Genomic DNA, 20,280 nt, shown 5'->3' with positions numbered 1-20,280 from the left:
TAGCTCATTTTGGCGCCAATATTGCTCAGGGTTTACCCAATGGAGAAGAAAAGCGAGCATAAAAAAAGCAGGCCCCCGCGCCGTAAGCGTGGGGGCCTGTTTGGTCAAGCAGCGCTGATCACAGCGGCGCGCGCTGTCAGGGTGCCTGCGCCGCCATTTCCGGTGCACGCGCCGGAGAACCCATGGCCTGGAACAGGGCGGCTGTTTCCGTCAGCCGGGCATTTGCGTATTCCAACTCACGCAGGCGCGCCGCCACATAGTGCTGTTCCGCCGCGAACTCGGTGTACGGCGCCAGCGCGCCCAGGCGTACGCGGCTGGCCGTGTTGCGGTAGGACTGCTCGGCCGCGCGGCGCGAGGCCTCGGCCGAGGCCAGCGCTTGCCCGTCGGCGTCCAGCCGCGCCAAGGTATCAGCCACGTCCTGGAATGCGGTCAGCACGGTTTGCTTGTATTGCAGCACCGACGCCTCGTAGCGTTCCTTGGCCGCGCGGCGCTCGGCCAGCAAGGCGCCGCCATGGAAGATGGGCTGGGTGAGTGACGCGCCGATGGCCCAGATGGAACCCGCGCCCGACAGGGCCGCCGGCCAACTGAAGCCGCCTTTGCCCATGGAGGCGGACAGCGACAGGCTGGGGAATAACTGCGCGGTGGCCACGCCCACATCGGCGGCTGCGGCCTGCACCACCGCGTCGGCCACCAGAATGTCCGGGCGCGAGGCCAGCAATTCCGAGGGCACGACCACCGGTACTTGGGCCGGCACCGCCAGCATGCTGAAGGCCAGGTCGTCCGGCGCCTGGTCGGGGCTGCGGCCCAGCAGCACCGCCAGCGCATGGCGCGTGGCCTGCCATTGCGCGCGCAGGCCGGGCAGCGAGGCCTCCAGCGTGGCGGCATCCTGGTCGGCATCCAAGGCGTCGTTCTGCGAGGCCGACCCCAGTTCGTAGCGTCGCTGCGTATCGCGCGCCACCTGGCGCAACAACACCACCTGCTTTTCGGTCAGCGCGACCCGTTCGGCCAGGGAGGCCGACCTGATGGCGCCGGTGACGATATTGCCGGCCAGTGAGCGCCGCGCGGATTCCAGCTGGAAGGCCTGTTGCTCGACTTGCGCCGCCAGCGAGGCATTGGCAAAGCGCGCCGCGCCAAACAGGTCCAGGTCATAGCTGGCCTGGACCTGGCCGGTGAAGACGTTATAGAGCGCCGTGGGCTGGGGCAGGTTGGGCATGGTCAGCGCGCGATTGCGCGTGGCGCTGGCGCCTGCGTCCACCGACGGCAGCAGCGACGAATTCACCTGCGCGCGCAACTGTTCGCGCGCGCCAGCCAGGTTGCGCTCGGCTGCCGCCAAGTTGGGGCTGTTGGCCAAGCCCTCTTGCACTAGGGCGTTCAACGCATCGGAACCATAACGCTTCCACCATTCGGGCACGGGCCGCGCGCCTTGTTCAAAGCGCTGCGCCACGCCTTGCGCGGCAGCGCCCTGGGCGGGCGTGGGTTCGACGCCGTACTGGGCAGGCGAGGTCACCGCGGGCGGCTTGCTGTCCGGCGCGAATGCGCAAGCGCTCAATGCCAGCAGCAAGGGTAAAGCCAGGGGTAAAGCCAAGGGCCGGGCCAGCGGCCGCGCGCCAGGGAGGGCGGAAGGGGTTGTCGGGGTCGGACGAGTGGTGTGGATCGGATGGATCTTCATCATCAGGCTCCTCGTTCCAGCGTGTCGGCCGCGTTGGCGCCGGGCGGCACGCCTTCGGGTTCGTCGCGTTCGTCGTGACGCACGCGGAACCAGGCCGCATACAGCGCGGGCAGGAAGAACAGCGTCAGCACCGTGGCGCTGGTGATGCCGCCCATCAACGCGGTGGCCATGGGGCCGAAGAAGTTGCTGCGCAAGAGCGGAATCAGCGCGAGCACGGCGGCGGCGGCCGTCAGCACAATGGGGCGGAAGCGCCGCGCGGTGGCGCCCACAATCGCGTCCACACGTTTGTGGCCGTTCAGGATGTCCTGCTCGATCTGGTCAACCAGAATCACTGAGTTGCGCATGATGATGCCGAACATGGCGATCACGCCCAGCATGGCCACGAAGCCGAAAGGCTTGCCGAACAGCAGCAGTGCCGCCACCACGCCGATCAGGCCCAGCGGGGCGGTCAGCACCACCATCAGCACGCGGGCGAAGCTTTGCAGTTGCACCATCAGCAGCGTCAGCACGGCCACCGCCATCAGCGGCATCTGCGCGTTGATGGACGATTGGCCCTTGGCGCTTTCCTCGACCGGCCCGCCGACCTCGATCCGGTAGCCCACCGGCAGGTCGGCGCGGATGGCGTCCAGCTTCTTGTTGATGGCGTGGGTGACGTCGATGCCCTCCGCGCCGCTCACCACGTCGGCCTGCACGGTGATGGTGGGCTGGCGGTCGCGTTCCCAGATCACGCCGTATTCCAGGTCGTAATGCACCTGGCCCAGGCTGCCCAGCGGCACGGGGCCATTGGGCGTGGGCATGGCCAGCGTGGCCAGGCGGGTGGGGTCGACCCGCTCTTCGCGCGGCGCGCGCAGGCTGACGTTGATGAGCTTGTCGCGTTCGCGGTACTGCGTCACGGTATAGCCCGACAGCGTCATGGCCAGGAAGTCAGAGATGTCGCTGGAGCTGATGCCCAGTTCGCGCGCCTTCTGCTGGTCGATCTCGAAACGCACGGACCGTTCCGAGGGCTCGTCCCAGTCGAACTGTGTGTTGACGGAGCGGCTGTCGGCGCGGACTTCGGCAGCCACTTTTTCCGCCACCGCGCGCACTTCCGGAATCTTGTCGCCACTGACGCGGAACTGCACCTGGTATCCGACGGGCGGCCCGTTTTCAAGCCGCGACAGCCGGGTGCGGATAGCGGGGAAATGCTCGCGCAGCATCGGCGCCAGCCAACTGGCCAGTTTTTCGCGGTCCTCCACGGAATGCGCGGTAATGACCAATTGACCGAAGTTCGGCGTGGCCAGTTGCTGGTCCAGCGGCAGATAGAAACGCGGTGCGCCGGTGCCCACGAAGCTGACCGTGTGGTCGATCTCGGGCCGGCCCTCCAGCGCCTTTTCCACGCGCTCGACCTGGCGCAGCGTGGCCGCGAACGACGCGCCCTCTTGCAGGCGCACGTCCACCAGCAGTTCGGTGCGGTCCGAGCTGGGAAAGAACTGTTGCGGCACGAACTTGAAGCCCGCCATCGCGATGACGAAGATCACCACCGTGCCCGCCAGCACCCAGAAGCGGCGGTCCACGCACCACGCGACCCAGCCGCGCAGGCGCTGGTAGAAGCGGGTGTTGTAGATGTCGTGTTCGTGGTCGTGCGGCAGATGCGCTTCGCGCTTGCGTTCAGGCAGCAGCCGGTAACCCAGAAGCGGAATCAGCACCACGGCGGCAAACCACGACGTGATCAGCGCAATGGCCGACACCTGGAAGATCGAACGGGTGTATTCGCCGGTGCTGGACTTGGCCAGCGCAATCGGCAGAAAGCCCGCCACGGTGACCAGCGTGCCGGTCAGCATGGGAAACGCGGTGCTGGTGTAGGCAAACGCGGCGGCGCGCGCGCGGCTCCAGCCCTGCTCCAGCTTTACCGCCATCATTTCCACGGCGATGATGGCGTCGTCCACCAGCAGGCCTAGCGCCAGCACCAAGGTACCCAGCGACACCTTGTGCAGGCCGATGCCGAACATGTCCATGAACAGCGCGGTGATGGCCAGCACCACTGGTATCGAAATCACCACCACCATGCCGGTGCGCAAGCCCAAGGACACCAGGCTGACGATCAGCACGATGGCCACGGCCTCGGCGACCGAGCGCAGGAATTCATCCACGGAATCCGACACGGCGTCCGGCATGCTGGAGACTTCGGTCAGCGTCAGGCCGGCGGGCAGTTGCGCCTTCAGTTTTTCAAAGCTCGTGTCCAGGGCTTCGCCCAGGCGCACCACGTCCTGGCCCGGCTGCATGGTGATGCCGATGCCCAGCACCGGGGCGCCGCCGAATCGCATTTGTTCAACGGGCGGGTCGTCGTAGCCACGGTGGATGGTGGCGATGTCGCCCAGCCGGATCGACTTGCCGTTCACGCGGATCAGCGTATCCGCCAGCGCGCGGCTGTTGTCGAACTGCCCGGTGGGCCGCACGAAGATGCGGTCGTCGGCGGTGGTCAGGGTGCCGGAGCCGGCCACCGCGTTCTGCGTGTTGATGGCTTGCGCGATCTGTTGGGGCGATACGCCCAAGCGCGTCAATTGCGTGTTGGAGATTTCGACGTAGACGTGTTCGGCCGGGTCGGCAAAGTAGTCGACCTTGGCCACGCCGGGCACGCGCAGCAGCACGGTGCGCAGGCGGTCGGCGTAGTCGTGCAGTTGCGCCGGTGTGTAGCCGTCGCCGTGCAGCGTGTAGATGTTGGTGTAGACGTCGCCGAACTCGTCATTGAAGAACGGGCCTTGCACGCCTTGCGGCAGCGTGGCCTGGATGTCGCCCACCTTCTTGCGGATCTGATACCACTGGTCGGCCACCGTGTTGGCGGGCGCCGAGTCTTTCATGGTGTAGAAGATCAGCGATTCGCCGGGCCGCGAATAGCTGCGCAAGAAGTCCGTATTGGCGGTTTCCTGCAGCTTCTTGCCGATGCGGTCGGTTACCTGTTCCTGCACCTGCTGCGCGGTGGCGCCCGGCCACAAAGTCTTGATGACCATCACGCGGAACGTGAAGGGCGGGTCTTCGGACTGGGCCAGCTTCGAGTACGAGAGCACCCCAAACAGCGTGACCAGCGCAATCAGGAAAATTACCAGCGGCTGGTGGCGCAATGCCCAGGCCGACAGGTTGAATTTGCCTTCATTGTGTTCGTGGCCGGGGTCGTTGCCAGGTTGGTTGCCAGATTCTTGGGGGCCGGCGCTCATGATGCGAAGTCCTCGGGGTGCAAGGGCGCCACGGGGCGGACTTTTTCACCGGCGGTCACCGTATGTACCCCTTGCCAGACCACGCGCTCGCCAGCTTGCACACCGTTGGACAGCGTGACCGTGCGTGCGTCGTAGCGCAGCACCTTTACGCGGCGCAGTTCCAGCGTGTCTTCTTGCGGCTTCACGACCCACACGGCGGGTTCCTTACCGTCATGGAACAGCGCCGTGGCGGGCACGGTGTAGGTGGCCTGGCTTGCGGCGCCGGGGTTGTCGAAGCTGATGTTGGCGGTCATGCCCAGCCGCACGCCTGGCGTGGGCGATTCCAGCGTGAGCTTGACGCGGTAGGTGCGGCTTTGCGGGTCGGCGGCGGGCGCGATCTCGCGCAGGACGGCGGCAAAGGTCTGGCCGGGCAGGGGCCCCAACGTGACGCTGGCGCGCTGCCCCACGGTCAGCCCCGCCAGCACGCTTTCCGGCACGTCGCAGATGGCGTCGATATCGCCGGCCCAGGCCAGTTGGTAGACAGGCGTGCCCGCGGCCACGTTCTGGCCCGTGTCGGCCTGTTCGGCGGTGATGACACCGGCCTGGTCGGCTTTCAGCGTGGTGTATTCAAGCTGGTCGGCCGATAGCGCGGCTTGTTGCGCGGCCTGGTCGCGTTGCGCCAATGCCGAGGCGTAGGCGTTGCGGGTTTGTTCCAACTGGTTCGTCGCGATCAGGTTTTCGCGCGCCTGGGCGCGGTCGCGCTCCAATTGCTGGCGGGCGTACGTCAGTTGATGCTGCGCGGCCGACAATTGGGCTTTGGCGGCCGCGGCGTTCTTGGCGGCGTCGGCGGGGTCCAGCTTGGCCACCACCTGCCCGGGCACTACGCTGTCGCCCAGCCTGACCTTGCGTTCGATGATCTTGCCACCCACGCGGAAAGACAACGGTGTGCTGTAGCGCGCCTGGACTTCGCCCGGCAAGGTCCAGGCGGGCAGGCGCTCGTCGGCCTGAGTGGGCATGGCGACCACGGGGCGTGGGGCGGGCGCGGGCGCTTCCTTGCGGCCGCAGGCGGCTACGGCCAGGGTCAAGGCCAGCACGGCCGGCAGCGCCAGGCGGCGCGTCCAGATTCGGCGATGCGAAAAGGCAGGCGTAGATGCCGTGTCGACGGCAGGGGCGCGCACCGGCGAATGTGGGCGGGAACCAGGGAAATTCACGAAACACCTCGCGGCGCGAAGATGGAAAAAGAAGAATCGAACTCAATACGGCCTGAATTCTAATGCGGTAATGTATTCAGATACAAGGGTGTATTTGAAATTGCGGCCAGTGCTAAACTCGCGCCATGTCAAAAGTCCGCCTTACCCGTGAGCAAAGCCGAGACCAGACGCGCCAGCGTCTGCTGGACGCTGCGCAATCGGTTTTTCTCAGCAAGGGTTTTGTGGCCGCCAGCGTTGAAGACATCGCCGAACTGGCGGGTTATACGCGCGGGGCCTTCTATTCCAATTTCGGCAGCAAGTCCGAACTTTTCCTGCACTTGCTCAGGCGCGATCACGACAAGGTAATGGCCGACATGCGCGCCATCTTCGAAGCAGGCGAATCGCGCGAGCAAATGGAGGCGCGCGTGCTGGAGTACTACAGCACGCACCACCGCGAAAACGATTGCTTCCTGCTCTGGATGGAAGGCAAGCTGCAAGCGGCGCGCGACCCGGATTTTCGCGTGGGTTTCACCGACTGCCTGCGTGAATTGCGCGCGGCCACCACCGAATACGTGCGCCAGTTTTCCGCCCAGGTCGGCACGCCGCTGCCGCTGCCCGCCGAACAGTTGGCGGTGGGCTTGCTGGCCTTGTCGGACGGCATGCAATTCAGCTATGCGTTCGACCCGCAAGGGGTCAGCCTGGAAATGACCGAAGCCGTGCTGGCGGGATTTTTCCGCCGCGTGGTGTTCGGCGATCCTTCGCCGGAGAAGGCGGCGGACGGTCAGTTGGACGGCAAGTAAGGCATTGTCATCCACACGCTGGCCGTGATAGTAATACCTGCGGCGCGCTGTCGGACTGAGGGGGACCGCGCATCGGAAATTTCCACCCTCGGGCGAAAGGAGCTGCTGCATGACTTCAGAAACCCGACCATCCACCATCAATCGACCTGTATTTTTTCCAGCGGCCATCTTCACGCTGCTGCTGGTCGGATTCGCGATTCTGGCGCCCAAGCAGGCGCAGACCGTGTTCGACGCGGTGCAAGGCTGGATCCTGGGCAACGCCAGTTGGTTCTACATCCTGGTCGTGGCGATTATCTTGCTGGCCGTGGTGTTCCTGGCGGTCAGCCGGTATGGCGACATCAAGCTGGGGCCTGACCACAGCGAACCCGATTACCGCAATTTCACCTGGTTCGCGATGCTGTTCTCCGCGGGCATGGGCATCGGCCTGATGTTCTTCGGCGTGGCCGAACCGGTGATGCACTTCATGTCGCCGCCCGTAGGTGAAGGCGGTACCGCCATCGCGGCGCGCGAGGCGATGAAGATCACCTTCTTCCACTGGGGCCTGCATGCCTGGGCCATTTATGCCGTGGTGGCGTTGGTGCTGGCGTTCTTCAGTTATCGGCATGGTTTGCCGCTGACGTTGCGTTCGGCCTTGTATCCGCTGATCGGCAACCGCATCCACGGGCCGATCGGGCACGCCGTCGACATCTTCGCCATTCTTGGCACGGTGTTGGGCGTGGCGACCTCGCTCGGGCTGGGCGTGGCGCAGATCAACAGCGGGCTGAATCACTTGTTTGGCATACCGGTAGGGGTGACGACGCAGATCATCCTGATCATCATCACCTGCGGGCTGGCGACGATATCGGTGGCCAGCGGGCTGGACAAGGGCATCCGCATCCTGTCCGAAACCAACCTGGTGCTGGCCGCCGTGCTGTTGCTGTTCGTGCTGATTGTGGGTCCCACCGTGTTCCTGTTCCAGACCTTTGTCCAGAACACGGGCGCGTATCTGTCCGACATCGTCAACAAGACCTTCAACCTGTACGCCTACGAGCCCACCGACTGGATCGGCGGCTGGACGCTGTTCTATTGGGGCTGGTGGATTGCGTGGTCGCCCTTCGTGGGCATGTTCATCGCGCGCATCTCGCGCGGGCGCACGATCCGCGAGTTCGTCACCGGGGTGCTGCTGGTGCCGGCGGGTTTCACGCTGTTCTGGATGACCGTATTCGGCGACACCGCCATCCACATGATCCTGGTGGACAAGGTGCAGGGCTTGGCGGAAGTCGTGGATGCCGACTCGTCACTGGCCTTGTTCGCCTTTCTTGAGCAACTGCCCTGGAGCGGGGTGCTGTCGGTCATCGCCATTGCGATGGTGGCGGTGTTCTTCGTGACCTCGGCCGACTCGGGGGCGCTGGTGGTTGACCTGCTGGCGTCGGGCGGATCCGACCGCACGCCGGTGTGGCAGCGCATATTCTGGTCGCTGCTGATGGGCGCGGTGGCTATCGCATTGTTGCTGGCCGATGGCCTGAAAGCCTTGCAAACCGCCACCATCGCCAGCGCGCTGCCGTTCTCCATCATCTTGCTGCTGTCCCTGTGGGGCTTGTTCAAGGCGCTGAAGCTGGACGCCACCAAGCGCGGCATCCGCTACCAGTCATTGACCTTGTCGCGCCCCGCGCGCGGCGGGCAGTCCTGGGAGCGCCGGCTGCGCAACATGGTGATGATGCCGCGCCGTTCGCACGTGCAACGCTTCATCAGCGACGTGGTGCGGCCTGCCCTGGAAGACGTGGCTGATGAACTGCGCAAGCAGGGCTACGCGGTGGAGGTGCGCGAAAACGAAAGCGACGGCAGCGCCGTGCTTGAGGTGTCCCATGGCGAGCACCTGGACTTTTCATACGCCGTGCAGCCCGAGGCCTTTGTGCGCCCCAGCCTGACGCCGGACGAAGCCGCCGACGAAGAAGAACGCAAGTATTTCCGGGCCGAAGTGCACTTGCGCGAAGGCGGGCAGGACTACGACATCATGGGTTGGAGCCGCGATGCCGTCATCGGCGACATCCTGGACCAGTACGAACGCCATCGCCATTACCTGCACATGGTTCGAACCTGAACCCCGGCCTTGCCGGCACTTCTTGCCTGACCCACAACCGCCAGCATCGCCTGGCGGTTTTTTTCGTCCGATAGCGTGGCGCTATCTCTCACATTGCATCTGCCGCTTTGACGAAGCGCGCCGAATCATGGATTATCCAAGCTTATTCTTGGATAAATAAAAGAGAGAATCATGAAGGCGAAATCCGGGGCATGGGCAGCAAGCGCCGTCGTGCTGGTGTTGGCGGTGGCAGGTGGGCTGGCCTGGAAGTACAGCCAGGCGTCGCAGCAGGGTGAATGGGCGATGGCGCCTGCCAAGGTGGCCGTGGCGCCCGCGGTGCAGGCGGCCTTTCCAATGGCGTTGAGCGGGATCGGGTCCCTGGAGGCGACGCGCCAGGTGCAGGTGCCGGCGGAAGTGGACGGCAGCGTCACGCAGATCCTTTTCACGGCGGGCCAGCAGGTCAAGGCCGGCCAAGTGCTGGTGCAGATGAACGATGCGCCCGAACAGGGTGAACTGGCGCGCTTGCAGGCGCAGGCCCGTAATGCGCGCGCCTTGCTCGAACGCACGCGGCGCCTGTTGCCGCAACAGGCGGCCACGCGAGAACAGTTGGAGCAGGCGCAGGCGGACCATGATCAGGCCGCCGCCGACATTAAGCGGGTGCAGGCGCTGATTGAGCAAAAGCGCGTCAAGGCGCCGTTTGACGGCGTGCTGGGTGTGCGGCGCGTCAACCTGGGCCAGTTCACCCGGGCGGGCGATGCATTGGTATCGCTGACGGACGCCTCCACCGTGTACGCCAACATCACCTTGCCCGAACAGGCATTGGGCGCGGTGCGCGCCGGGCAGCCGGTGACGGTGACGGTGGACGCCCATGCCGGACGCGAGTTCGCCGGCCAGGTGACGGCCGTGGAACCACAGGTGGATGCCGGTTCGCGCACGGTGCGCGTGCAAGCCACCCTGGCCAACGCCGACGGAGCGCTTGCGGCCGGCATGTTCGCGCACGGCCGTATCGGCCTGCCTGACCGCCCCAACGTGATCACCGTGCCCGAAACCGCCGTCAGCTACAGCGCCTATGGCGACTCCGTATTTGTGCTGGCGCGCCCCGAGGGCGGCCAGGAAGGCGCCGCCGCCACGGTGCGGCAAGCCTATGTCAAGACCGCCGAACGCATGCGCGGCCGGGTGGTCGTGACCGACGGCCTGCAAGCGGGCGACCAGGTGGTGACGTCAGGCCAGCTGCGCCTGCATAACGGCGCGGCGGTGGAAGTCATTCCGTCCGACACCGTCGCGCTGGGTACGACTGTGCAAACCCCGACGCAAACCGTGGCGCAAGCCCCGGTGCAAGCTGATTGACGCGGCGGAGACAAGCATGAAATTCACCGATCTCTTCGTGCGTCGGCCAGTGCTGGCCCTGGTGGTCAGCACCCTGATCCTGCTGCTGGGCATCAAGGCGCTGAGCGGCCTGCCGGTGCGGCAGTATCCGCTGACCGAAAGCACCACCATCACCATCACCACGCAATACCCCGGCGCATCGCCCGAGCTGATGCAGGGTTTTGTCACGCAACCCATCGCGCAATCCGTGGCCACGGTGGAAGGCATCGACTACCTGTCGTCGTCGTCCACCCAGGGCCGCAGCGTCATCACGGTACGGATGAAGCTGAATGCCGATTCCAACAAGGCCATGACGGAGGTCATGGCCAAGGTCAACGAGGTCAAGTACCGCCTGCCGCAAGACGTCTACGACCCGGTGCTGGTCAAGTCCGCGGGCGAGGCGACCGCCGTGGCCTATGTGGGCTTTTCCAGCACCACGCTGTCATTGGCGGCGCTGACCGATTACCTGTCGCGCGTGGTGCAGCCGCAGTTGTCGTCGATAGACGGCGTGGCCAGCGTGGAACTCTACGGCGGGCAAAAGCTGGCGATGCGTGTATGGCTGGATCCCAACCGCATGGCGGCGCGCGGCATTTCGGCGGGCGAGCTGGCCCAGGCGCTGCGCGACAACAACGTGCAGGCGGCGCCCGGCCAGGCCAAGGGCCTGTATGTGGTGTCCAACATCCAGGTCAACACTGATCTTGTGAATGTGGCGGAATTCCGCGACCTGGTCGTCAAGCGCGATGGCGACGCGCTGGTGCGGCTGGGCGATGTGGCCACGGTGGAATTGGGGGCCGCGTCCACCGATTCCAGCGGGCTGATGGACGGCGAACCGGCCGTTTACTTCGGCCTGAACGCTACGCCGGTCGGCAACCCGCTGGTCATCGTCAAGCGCTTGCAGGAACTGCTGCCCAACATCAAGCAGAACCTTCCGCCCGGCACCAGCGTGCAAGTGCCCTTCGAGCTGGCGCGCTTCATCAGCGCGTCCATCGACGGCGTGATGCAAACCTTGCTGGAAGCCATTGCCATCGTGGTGGTGGTGATCTTCCTGTGCCTGGGTTCATTGCGGGCAGTGCTGATTCCCGTCGTCACCATTCCGCTGTCCATGCTGGGCGGGGCGGCCATCATGGCGCTGTTCGGTTTCAGCGTGAACCTGTTGACGCTGCTGGCGATGGTGCTGGCGATCGGCCTGGTGGTGGACGACGCGATTGTGGTTGTGGAAAACGTGCACCGGCATATCGAAGAGGGCAAATCGCCCGTGCGGGCGGCGTTGATCGGCGCGCGTGAGGTCGCGGGGCCGGTGATCGCCATGACCATCACGCTGGCCGCGGTGTATGCGCCCATCGGCCTGATGGGCGGGCTGACCGGGTCGCTCTTCAAGGAATTCGCCTTTACGCTGGCGGGCGCGGTGGTGGTGTCGGGCGTCATTGCGCTGACCCTGTCGCCCGTGATGAGTTCGTTTCTGCTGAACAGCCGCGTGTCCGATGGCTGGATGGCGCGCCGCGCCGAGCACTTCTTTGGCCGACTGGGCAACGCCTATGGCAGCGTGCTGGACGTGTCGCTGCGGCATCGCTGGGTGACGGGGCTGATTGCGGTGGCGGTGCTGATCAGCCTGCCGTTCCTGTACAACACCGCGCAGCGCGAGCTGGCGCCGGTGGAAGACCAGTCGACCGTGCTGACCGCGATCAAGTCGCCGCAGCAGGCCAACATTGATTACGTGGAGAAGTTCGGCAAGAAGTGGGACGACGTCATGAAGACCGTGCCCGAGCAGAAGGGGCGCTGGCTGATCAATGGATCGGATGGCGTGTCCAACAGCATCGGTGGGGTGGACTTCGTGGACTGGCAGGACCGCAAGCGCAGCGCCGACGAGATCCAGGCCGACATGCAGTCGCTGGCCAATCAGGTGGAAGGCAGCAACATCTTCGCGTTCCAGTTGCCGTCCTTGCCGGGTTCCACCGGCGGCCTGCCCGTGCAGATGGTGCTGATGAGCGCGGCCGATTATCCGGTGGTCTACGAGGCCATGGAAGGCTTGAAGAAGGCCGCGCGCGAAAGCGGCCTGTTCATGGTGGTGGATAGCGACCTGGACTACAACAACCCGGTGGTGCAGTTAAAGGTGGACCGCGCCAAGGCCAACAGCCTGGGCGTCACCATGAAAGACATCGGCGACACCTTGGCGGTGCTGGTGGGCGAAAACTACGTCAACCGCTTCGGCATGGACGGGCGTTCGTATGACGTCATTCCGCAGAGCCGGCGCGAACAACGTGTGTCGCCAGAAGCCTTGGCGCAGTTCCACGTCAAGAGCGCCAGCGGCGCGCAGGTGCCGCTGTCCAACCTGGTCACGGTGTCCATGGGCGTGGAACCCAATTCGCTGACCCAGTTCAACCAGTTGAATGCCGCCACGTTCCAGGCCATACCGATGCCCGGCGTCACCATGGGCGACGCGGTGAAGTTCCTGTCGGCACAGGCGCAGCGGCTGCCCGCCGGCTTCAGCTATGACTGGCAATCGGATGCGCGCCAGTTCAGCCAGGAAGGCTCGGCGCTGATGATCACCTTCGTCTTCGCCATCATCGTCATCTACCTGGTGCTGGCCGCGCAGTACGAGAGCTTGCGCGACCCGTTCATCATCCTGGTCAGCGTACCCATGTCGATCTGCGGCGCGCTGATTCCGCTGGCGCTGGGCATGGCCACCATCAATATCTATACGCAGATCGGCCTGGTGACGTTGATCGGCCTGATCAGCAAGCACGGCATCCTGATGGTGGAGTTCGCCAATGAGATGCAGCTTAGCCACGGGCTGGATCGGCGCGCGGCGATGGAGCAGGCCGCCCGCATCCGGCTGCGTCCCATCTTGATGACGACGGCCGCGATGGTGATGGGGCTGATCCCGCTGCTGTTCGCCACGGGGGCCGGCGCGCACAGCCGCTACAGCCTGGGCCTGGTGATCGTGGTGGGGCTGTTGGTGGGCACGCTGTTCACGCTGTTTGTGCTGCCCACCGTGTACACCGTGTTCGCCCGCGACCATCGGGCCGCCCACGACACGCCGCGAGCGCGTGAACTGATGGCGGCGCAGGCCGAAGACGCCCGCCCGGCGACCACGCATTAAGGATGCAACCATGACCCATATTCTTCGACCCCATCGCCTGCGCCGCGCGGCGGCCATATCGCTGGCCACGCTGGTGCTGGCAGGCTGCGCCGTCGGCCCTGAATACCACACGCCGCAAGCCGCGCCCGTGACGCTGGCCAGCCCCGAGCAAGCGCTGTTTTCCGCCGACCAGGTGCAACGGACCTGGTGGAAGCAATTGCAAGACCCCCTGTTGGACCGCCTTGTGGACCTGGCACTAAGCCGCAACCACGACATCCGCATCGCACAGGCCAGGCTGGCGGAATCCCGCGCGGTGCTGGATGAAAAGGAACTGGACCGCTTGCCCGCCGTGACGCTGGACGGACGCTACGAACGCAGCCTGTCGCAAGCCAATGCCGGCGTGGCCGGCCAGCGCAATCTGGCCCAGAGCTACCGGGCGGGCTTTGACGCCACCTGGGAACTCGACCTGTTCGGCCGGCTGCGCTACGCGGCGCAGGGCGCGGCGGCGCGCAGCGAAGCGGAAGCGGCGGACCTGGCACAGACGCGCATCGTGGTGGCGGCGGAGGTCGCCCGCAATTACTTCGAACTGCGCGGCGCCGAGCAGCGCCTGGCCGTGGCGCAGGCGAATCTGGACAGCCAGCGCGATAGCCTTCGTGTGACGCAGGCCCTGGTCGCGGCTGGCCGGGGCGACGAAGGCGACCTGGCCAGCGCGCGCGCCGAACTGGAAACCGTGCAAGCCAGCGTGCCGGTGCAGGTGACGGCCAAGCGCCTGGCGCGCTATCGGCTGGCGGTGCTGGCGGGGCTGCGGCCGGTGGAGCTGGCTGAGCTGGACGCGGGCACGCCGCTGGCGCCCTTGGCTGCGCGCCTGCCGATTGGCGACGTGGCGGCCTTGCTGTCGCGCCGGCCAGACGTGGCGGCGGCCGAGCGCAACATGGCGGCCGCCAACGCGGACGTGGGCGTGGCCACCGCCGAGCTCTATCCCCGTATCGACCTGGGCGGCTTCCTGGGGTTTGTCGCGTTGCGCGGGGCCGACTTCGTGTCGGCCTCCAGCCGGGCGTTCAGTGTGTCGTCCGGCGTAAGCTGGCCTGCCTTGCATCTGCCTACCGCCTTGGCCCGCAAGCGTGCGGCGGTTGCGCGGTCGGAAGGCGTGGTGGCACGCTACGAGCAGACGGTGTTGCTGGCGGTGGAAGAACTGGAATCGGCGCTGGCTGAATTCGGCCAGACGCAGCAACGCCTGGGCAACCTGGCGCAGGCGGCGGCCTATAGCGGCCGCGCGGCGGAACTTGCGCAACTGCGCTATCGCGAGGGCAGCGCGCCGTATTTGACGGTGCTGGACGCGCAGCGTACGCTTTTGCGCGCCCAGGACGCCGTGGCGGTGGCCGAAACCGAATCCTATACGCGGCTGGTTGCCCTGTATAAAGCCGTGGGCGGAGGCTGGCAGGCGCCGGGCCAACCAGGCCAAGCGAAATCGGCCGAGATCATGGCACCATAGGAACCATCACCCGGAGTATCGATACCCTCATGTCCGACAGCCCGTCCCACCCCATCACCTGGATGCCGCATCAGCCGGCGGACCGCGTGCTCATGACCTTGAAGACGCGCGGCCCACAGTCCACCGCCGTTATCGCGAAGGCCATGGACGTGACGGCCGAGGCCGTGCGTCAGCAGATGACGCGCTTGCATGCCGACGGGCTGGTCGATTCCGAAAGCCACAGCGCCGGGCGCGGCCGGCCCACCCAGATCTGGTTTCTGACCGAGGCTGGCCATGGCCGCTTCCCCGACACGCACGCCGAAATGACGGTGCAGATGATCGGCGCGGTGCGGCAGGTGTTCGGCGAAGAGGGGGTGGACAAACTGATCCACGCGCGCGAGGCCGCGATGCTGGACGGCTACCAGAAGGCGATGGCGGGGGCGCAGGATTTGCAGGCCCGGTTGGAGCGCCTGGTGCAGGTGAGGTCAGCCGAAGGGTATATGGCTGAACTGCGTGCTGACGGTGACGGGTTTTTGTTTATCGAGAACCACTGCCCGATTTGCTCGGCGGCCAAGGCCTGTATGGGGTTTTGCCGCAGTGAATTGGAGTTGTTCCGCAAGGTGTTGGGGGCGGGGGTCCGGGTGGAGCGGGAAGAGCATATTCTTAGCGGGGCGCGGCGGTGTGCGTATCGGGTGGAGGTGGTTGGCGGGGCTGATTGATGGGTTGCGCGCGTTGGGGATTGGGGTTTTTGTGGCGGGGGGGTCGCGCTTCACCCATCCTACCCAGGCTTGGGCGTTACCCATGTTTCCGAACAGGTGTTATCCATGTCTCCGGCCCATGCGGACCCGTTCACCTCATTTGACGTTTGCGTATGACTCTCAAGCAACTTGAAGCGTTTTATTGGGCGGCGACCTGCGCCAGTTTTGCCGTGGCCGCTGAACGCCTGCACCTGTCGGTGTCGTCGCTATCGAAGCGCATCACCGAACTTGAGGACGCGCTGGGCCAGCCGCTGTTTGATCGCAGCGGGCACAAGGCCGCGCTGACCGATGCCGGGCAACGGCTGGTGCCGCAGGCGCGCGAGTTGCTGGCGGCGGCCGACCAGGTGCGCGCGTCCATGGCGGAAACCCCGGGCCTGCGCGGCCGCTGTCGCTTCGGCGTGGGCGAACTCACCGCCTTGACCTGGCTGCCGCGCCTGATCGGCGTGGTGCGCGCGGCGTATCCCGACCTGGTTCTGGAACCCTATGTGGACATCGGTCAGGTGCTGGAGCAGCGGGTGGCCGACGGCGAACTGGATTTTGCTGTCATCGCGGGCCGATCCTCGCGCGCGAACATCGCATCGACCCCGATCGGCGAGGCCCGTTTCGCCTGGGCGGCTGCGCCCGCCGTGCTGGACGGCGAAACCCGCATGACCCCGGACTTGCTGGCCCGTCTGCCGCTGGTGATGCTGCCGGCCGGCGCGGGCACGACCCGCATCATTGACGATTGGCTGGCAGGGCGCGAGGCGGCGGGTGAACGCCTGTGCTGCAACAACTGGGGCGCCATCGTGGGCCTGCTGATCGAAGGCACGGGGGTAGGGTTGATACCGGAGCACTGGGCGCGCGCGCTGCAAGCCGAGGGCAGCCTGCGCATGCTGCAAGGCGACCCCGAGCCCGCCGCCTTGCCCTATGCGTTCCAGCAGCGTCGCGACGACGCCCGCCCACTGGTCGCCCGCCTGCGCGAATCGGTGGCGGCGGCCGTGGATTTTTCCGCGCCTTGCCGCTTACCCTGAGCGTTGCTAACCCCGGTCGTTTGCCCTGACCGTTCTTTGCCCGTGCTTTCTCCGTCCTGACTCTTCTTCGCTCTGATCCCTGCTTGCCCTGACCCTGCCGCCCCGCTTTCGCGGCGGGCGTCCGCAAGGCGGCCGATCCTTGCCCGAGTGCTGGGGCCTACCCCGCGCCCCTCTATACAATCGCCGCGCGCCTGGCGCAGAATCCAACAAGATGCATCGACGGAGATATTTCATGCGTAAACTTTGCCTCGCCATGGCCATGGCGGGAATGCTGGCTAGCGGCCTGGCGCAAGCCCAGTCCACCCTTCGTATCGGTTTGCAGGACGATCCGGACGTGCTGGATCCGGCGCGCGCGCGCACGTTCGTGGGCCGTATCGTGTTTGCCTCGCTGTGCGACAAGCTGGTTGATATCTCGCCCGATCTGAAGTTCGTGCCGCAGTTGGCGCAGTCCTGGACGATCGGCCCCGACAATAAAACCCTGACGTTCAAGCTGCGCACCGACGCGGTCTTCCATGACGGCACGCCGGTCAACGCCGCCGCGGTCAAGGCCAACCTGGATCGTGCCCGCACGCTGCCCGACAGCAACCGCAAGAGCGAGCTTGCCACCGTGGCCAGCGTCGATGCGCCCGACGAGCACACCGTTGTGCTGAACCTGTCGCAACCCGACGCCTCGCTGCTGTCGCAGTTGTCGGACCGCGCCGGCATGATGATGTCGCCCGCCAGCTTCGACAAGGATCCGGGCGGCAAGCCGGTGTGCTCGGGCCCGTACCAATTCAAGGAGCGCGTGCAGAACGACCGCATCGTGCTCGAGAAATTTCCCAAGTATTGGGACGCCGCCAACTACCATTTCGACCGCCTGGTCTTCACGCCGATTCCCGACACCACCGTGCGCCTGAACAACTTGCGCGCGGGCGATCTGGATATCATCGAGCGGGTGGCCCCCAGCGATGCCAAGGCCGTGAAGGACGACGGCAACCTGCGCCTGGCGCCCGTGACCGGCCTGGGCTTCCAGTCAATCTCGATCAACCTGGGCAACGGCGCGCGCGCCGACAATCCGCTGGCCAAGGACAAGCGCGTGCGTCAGGCGCTGGACCTGGCGATTGACCGCGATGTGCTGAACCAGGTGATCGGCGAAGGCATGTTCCAGCCCGCTTACCAGCCGTTCCCGCCCGCAAGCTTTGCCTACAACACCGCCTTCGAACACAAGGGCCGCGATCCGAAGAAGGCGCAGGCGCTGCTGAAGGAAGCAGGTTTTGACCGCGTGAAGTTCGAGATCACCTTCGGCAACAACACCACCATGCAGCAGGTGTTCGAGCTGGTGCAGGCGATGGGTTCCGAGGCCGGCTTTGACATCACCCTGCGTCCGGTGGAATTTGCGTCGCTGCAATCCTCGCTTGCGCGCGGCGATTTCCAGGTGGGCCAGAGCGGCTGGTCGGGCCGGGTTGATCCCAGCGGCAATATCCACCAGTACCTGAGTTGCAAGGGCAATCTGAATGACGGCAAGTTCTGCGATGCCGGTGTCGACAAGCTGCTGAACGAAGCGCGCGCCGAAGCCGACACGGCCAAGCGCCGCGCCCTGTACGACCAGGTGCTGGCCAGCATGCAGGACCAGCGCCCGATCGTCTACCTGTTCTACCTGCCGTGGACGTTTGGCGTGCAGAAGAAGGTAGAGGGCTTCGTGCCGTACCCTGACGGCCTGATCCGCCTGAAGGGCGTGACCGTCGCCAAGAAGTAAGCTCGGCGGCCAACGACGGGATCCGGTTTCGGATCCCGTTTTTTATCGTTGCGGGCGGCGCGCGCCGCCACTACAGGAAGCATCATGTTCACGACTCGCCCGGAAATCCTAGGCACCTTCGGTGTGGTGACCTCTACCCATTGGCTGGCCAGCGCGGCCGGCATGTCGCTGCTGGAACGCGGCGGCAATGCCTTCGACGCCTGCGCGGCGTCCGCCTTTGTGCTGCAAGTGGTCGAACCCCACCTGGTCGGCCCGGCTGGTGAAGTGCCGGCGGTTTTTTATTCGGCGCGCACCGGCAAGCTGGAAGTGCTGTGCGGCCAGGGCACCACGCCCGCCGCCGCCACGCTTGAACGCTATCGCGCCGAAGGGCTGAAGCTGATTCCCGGCAATGGCCTGCTGGCCACGGTGATTCCCGGCGCCTTCGACGCCTGGATGCTGCTGTTGCGCGACCACGGCACGATGCGCGTGCGCGATGTGCTGGAACCCGCCATCTATTACGCCGAGCATGGCCATGCGCTGATGCCGCGCATCTCGAACACCATCGCGGGCCTGAAGGATTTCTTTGAAACCCATTGGCCCAGTACGGCCCAGGTCTATGTGCCGGGCGGCAAGGTCCCCGAAGCGCGCAAGTTGTTCCGCAACCCGGCGCTGGCGCGCACGTGGACGCGCGTGCTGAAAGAAGCCGAAAGCGTGGGCGCGAACCGCGAACGCCAGATCGAGGCCGCCCGCGACGCGTTCTATCGCGGCTTCATCGCCGAAGAGATCGACCGGTTCGCACGCAATACCGACGTGATGGACGAAAGCGGCGCGACGCACCGTGGCGTCATCACGGCCGATGACCTGGCCGGCTGGTCGGCCAGCTACGACACCCCGCTGACCTACGATTACCACGGCTACACCGTGGCCAAGGCGGGCGCCTGGAGCCAGGGGCCGGTGTTCCTGCAAACGCTGGCGCTGTTGAAAGACATGGACCTGGCGGGCGTGGGGCCGAACAGCGTTGAATTCATCCACCGCGTCACCGAGGCCATGAAGCTGGCGTTCGCCGACCGCGAGGCCTATTACGGCGACCCGGCGTTCATCGACGTGCCGCTGGCGCACCTGCTGTCGGACGCCTATAACGCCGAACGCCGCGCGCTGATCGGCGAGGCCGCGTCGCACGACCTGCTGCCTGGCATGGTGCCAGGCTTCGAGGCACAGGTGGCGCGCGTGATGGATACGCTGCAACGCCTGTCGCCGGTGTCCGCGCCCGGCAGCGCCACCAATGAGCCGACGCTTGCGGATATGCGTGCGTCCGATGTGCGTGCGTCCGATATGCGGGCTTCGGCCAAGCGCGGCGACACCACGCATGTGGACGTGATCGACCGCTGGGGCAACATGATTTCGGCCACGCCCTCGGGCGGCTGGTTCCAATCGTCGCCCGTGATTCCCGAACTGGGCTTTGGCCTGAATACCCGCGCCCAGATGTTCTGGCTGGAAGAGGGTCTGCCCGGCACGCTGGCGCCTGGCAAGCGTCCGCGCACTACGCTGACGCCATCCTTGGCGCTGCGCGACGGCAAGCCGTATCTGGCCTTTGGCACGCCGGGCGGCGATCAGCAGGAACAATGGCAGTTGCTGTTCTTCCTGCGCCACGTGCACCATGGGCTCAACCTGCAGGAAGCGATTGACCTGCCGATGTCGCACACCATGCATTTCCCCACGTCGTTCTACCCGCGCGACCGCAAGCCGGGCCACCTGGCGGTGGAAGCCAGCTTTGGCGCCGACGTAATCAATGGCCTGCGCCAGCGCGGGCACCAGATCGAAGAGGTGCCGGAATGGTCGGTCGGCCGCCTGACGGCTGCCTCGCGGGATGAAGACGGCCTCTTGCACGCGGCGGCCACGCCGCGCCTGATGCAGGCCTACGCCATCGGCCGCTGACGGTCGGCAAGCCGGGCGCCATCTGCGTGGCGCCCGGGGTTTTCGGCCCTCTCCGGGCTG

The 20,280-nt window shown here is 65.8% G+C and carries 12 protein-coding genes; 9 read left to right on the top strand and 3 right to left on the bottom strand.

From position 1 onward, the window contains the following. Positions 1-136: 136 nt before the first annotated feature. Genes CVS48_RS28800 through CVS48_RS28790 form a run of 3 tightly spaced genes read right to left on the bottom strand, consistent with a single transcriptional unit; the run spans position 137 to position 6,017 of the window. On the bottom strand, positions 137-1,672 hold the full coding sequence (locus CVS48_RS28800) for an efflux transporter outer membrane subunit (RefSeq protein ID WP_244191393.1): 1,536 nt from the start codon (positions 1,670-1,672) through the stop codon (positions 137-139). Beyond that, complete coding sequence (locus tag CVS48_RS28795; protein WP_100857401.1) at positions 1,672-4,860, bottom strand: efflux RND transporter permease subunit; 3,189 nt, start codon at positions 4,858-4,860, stop codon at positions 1,672-1,674. The genes CVS48_RS28800 and CVS48_RS28795 overlap by 1 nt, the downstream gene beginning before the upstream one ends. Next, entirely contained in the window at positions 4,857-6,017 is a 1,161-nt protein-coding gene (locus CVS48_RS28790) for an efflux RND transporter periplasmic adaptor subunit (RefSeq protein WP_419191422.1), read from the bottom strand. Before CVS48_RS28790 ends, CVS48_RS28795 begins: the two co-directional genes overlap by 4 nt. Positions 6,018-6,175: 158 nt before the next feature. Between CVS48_RS28790 and CVS48_RS28785 the strand changes: the two genes are divergently transcribed. The 9 genes from CVS48_RS28785 (at position 6,176) to CVS48_RS28745 (ending at position 20,220) form a co-directional block, all read left to right on the top strand. Further along, positions 6,176-6,829 carry a TetR/AcrR family transcriptional regulator gene (locus CVS48_RS28785; protein WP_100857400.1) on the top strand — a complete coding sequence of 218 codons (654 nt, stop codon included), beginning with the start codon at positions 6,176-6,178 and terminating at the stop codon, positions 6,827-6,829. 109 nt (positions 6,830-6,938) lie between these two features. Further along, positions 6,939-8,909, top strand: coding sequence for a BCCT family transporter (locus CVS48_RS28780; protein WP_100857399.1), 1,971 nt, complete (start codon positions 6,939-6,941; stop codon positions 8,907-8,909). Positions 8,910-9,080: 171 nt separating this feature from the next. Next, positions 9,081-10,235 carry an efflux RND transporter periplasmic adaptor subunit gene (locus CVS48_RS28775; RefSeq protein WP_100857398.1) on the top strand — a complete coding sequence of 385 codons (1,155 nt, stop codon included), beginning with the start codon at positions 9,081-9,083 and terminating at the stop codon, positions 10,233-10,235. 16 nt (positions 10,236-10,251) lie between these two features. Beyond that, positions 10,252-13,353 (top strand): MexW/MexI family multidrug efflux RND transporter permease subunit, encoded by a 3,102-nt coding sequence (locus tag CVS48_RS28770; RefSeq protein WP_100857397.1) that lies wholly within the window; start codon positions 10,252-10,254, stop codon positions 13,351-13,353. Between the two features lie 10 nt (positions 13,354-13,363). Further along, entirely contained in the window at positions 13,364-14,824 is a 1,461-nt protein-coding gene (locus tag CVS48_RS28765) for an efflux transporter outer membrane subunit (RefSeq protein ID WP_100857396.1), read from the top strand. Positions 14,825-14,853: 29 nt separating this feature from the next. Further along, positions 14,854-15,522, top strand: a complete 669-nt coding sequence (locus CVS48_RS28760; protein ID WP_100857395.1) for a helix-turn-helix transcriptional regulator — start codon at positions 14,854-14,856, stop codon at positions 15,520-15,522. A gap of 152 nt (positions 15,523-15,674) precedes the next feature. Next, positions 15,675-16,571: a LysR family transcriptional regulator gene (locus CVS48_RS28755; RefSeq protein ID WP_100857394.1), complete on the top strand. Its 897-nt coding sequence runs from the start codon at positions 15,675-15,677 to the stop codon at positions 16,569-16,571. Positions 16,572-16,803: 232 nt separating this feature from the next. Then, a complete protein-coding gene (locus CVS48_RS28750) occupies positions 16,804-18,306 on the top strand; it encodes an ABC transporter substrate-binding protein (RefSeq protein WP_100857393.1) in 1,503 nt (500 codons plus the stop codon). 84 nt (positions 18,307-18,390) lie between these two features. Continuing rightward, the gene (locus CVS48_RS28745; RefSeq protein ID WP_100857392.1) at positions 18,391-20,220 is read left to right on the top strand and encodes a gamma-glutamyltransferase family protein; all 1,830 of its coding nucleotides are present in this window, start codon (positions 18,391-18,393) and stop codon (positions 20,218-20,220) included. Positions 20,221-20,280: the final 60 nt, after the last annotated feature.

Origin of the sequence: Achromobacter spanius (assembly GCF_002812705.1) — a bacterium.
GTDB classification, from domain to species: Bacteria; Pseudomonadota; Gammaproteobacteria; order Burkholderiales; family Burkholderiaceae_B; genus Achromobacter; species Achromobacter spanius.
The sequence above is the reverse complement of the archived record's forward strand: the minus strand, read 5'-3'. Positions and strand labels throughout refer to the sequence as shown.

Excerpts from the sequence above, each read along its gene's own strand:
- CVS48_RS28800 (WP_244191393.1), bottom strand. The coding sequence starts at position 1,672 with ATGATGAAGATCCATCCGATCCACACCACTCGTCCGACCCCGACAACC.
- CVS48_RS28795 (WP_100857401.1), bottom strand. The coding sequence starts at position 4,860 with ATGAGCGCCGGCCCCCAAGAATCTGGCAACCAACCTGGCAACGACCCC.
- CVS48_RS28785 (WP_100857400.1), top strand. The coding sequence starts at position 6,176 with ATGTCAAAAGTCCGCCTTACCCGTGAGCAAAGCCGAGACCAGACGCGC.
- CVS48_RS28780 (WP_100857399.1), top strand. The coding sequence starts at position 6,939 with ATGACTTCAGAAACCCGACCATCCACCATCAATCGACCTGTATTTTTT.
- CVS48_RS28775 (WP_100857398.1), top strand. The coding sequence starts at position 9,081 with ATGAAGGCGAAATCCGGGGCATGGGCAGCAAGCGCCGTCGTGCTGGTG.
- CVS48_RS28770 (WP_100857397.1), top strand. The coding sequence starts at position 10,252 with ATGAAATTCACCGATCTCTTCGTGCGTCGGCCAGTGCTGGCCCTGGTG.
- CVS48_RS28765 (WP_100857396.1), top strand. The coding sequence starts at position 13,364 with ATGACCCATATTCTTCGACCCCATCGCCTGCGCCGCGCGGCGGCCATA.
- CVS48_RS28760 (WP_100857395.1), top strand. The coding sequence starts at position 14,854 with ATGTCCGACAGCCCGTCCCACCCCATCACCTGGATGCCGCATCAGCCG.
- CVS48_RS28755 (WP_100857394.1), top strand. The coding sequence starts at position 15,675 with ATGACTCTCAAGCAACTTGAAGCGTTTTATTGGGCGGCGACCTGCGCC.
- CVS48_RS28750 (WP_100857393.1), top strand. The coding sequence starts at position 16,804 with ATGCGTAAACTTTGCCTCGCCATGGCCATGGCGGGAATGCTGGCTAGC.
- CVS48_RS28745 (WP_100857392.1), top strand. The coding sequence starts at position 18,391 with ATGTTCACGACTCGCCCGGAAATCCTAGGCACCTTCGGTGTGGTGACC.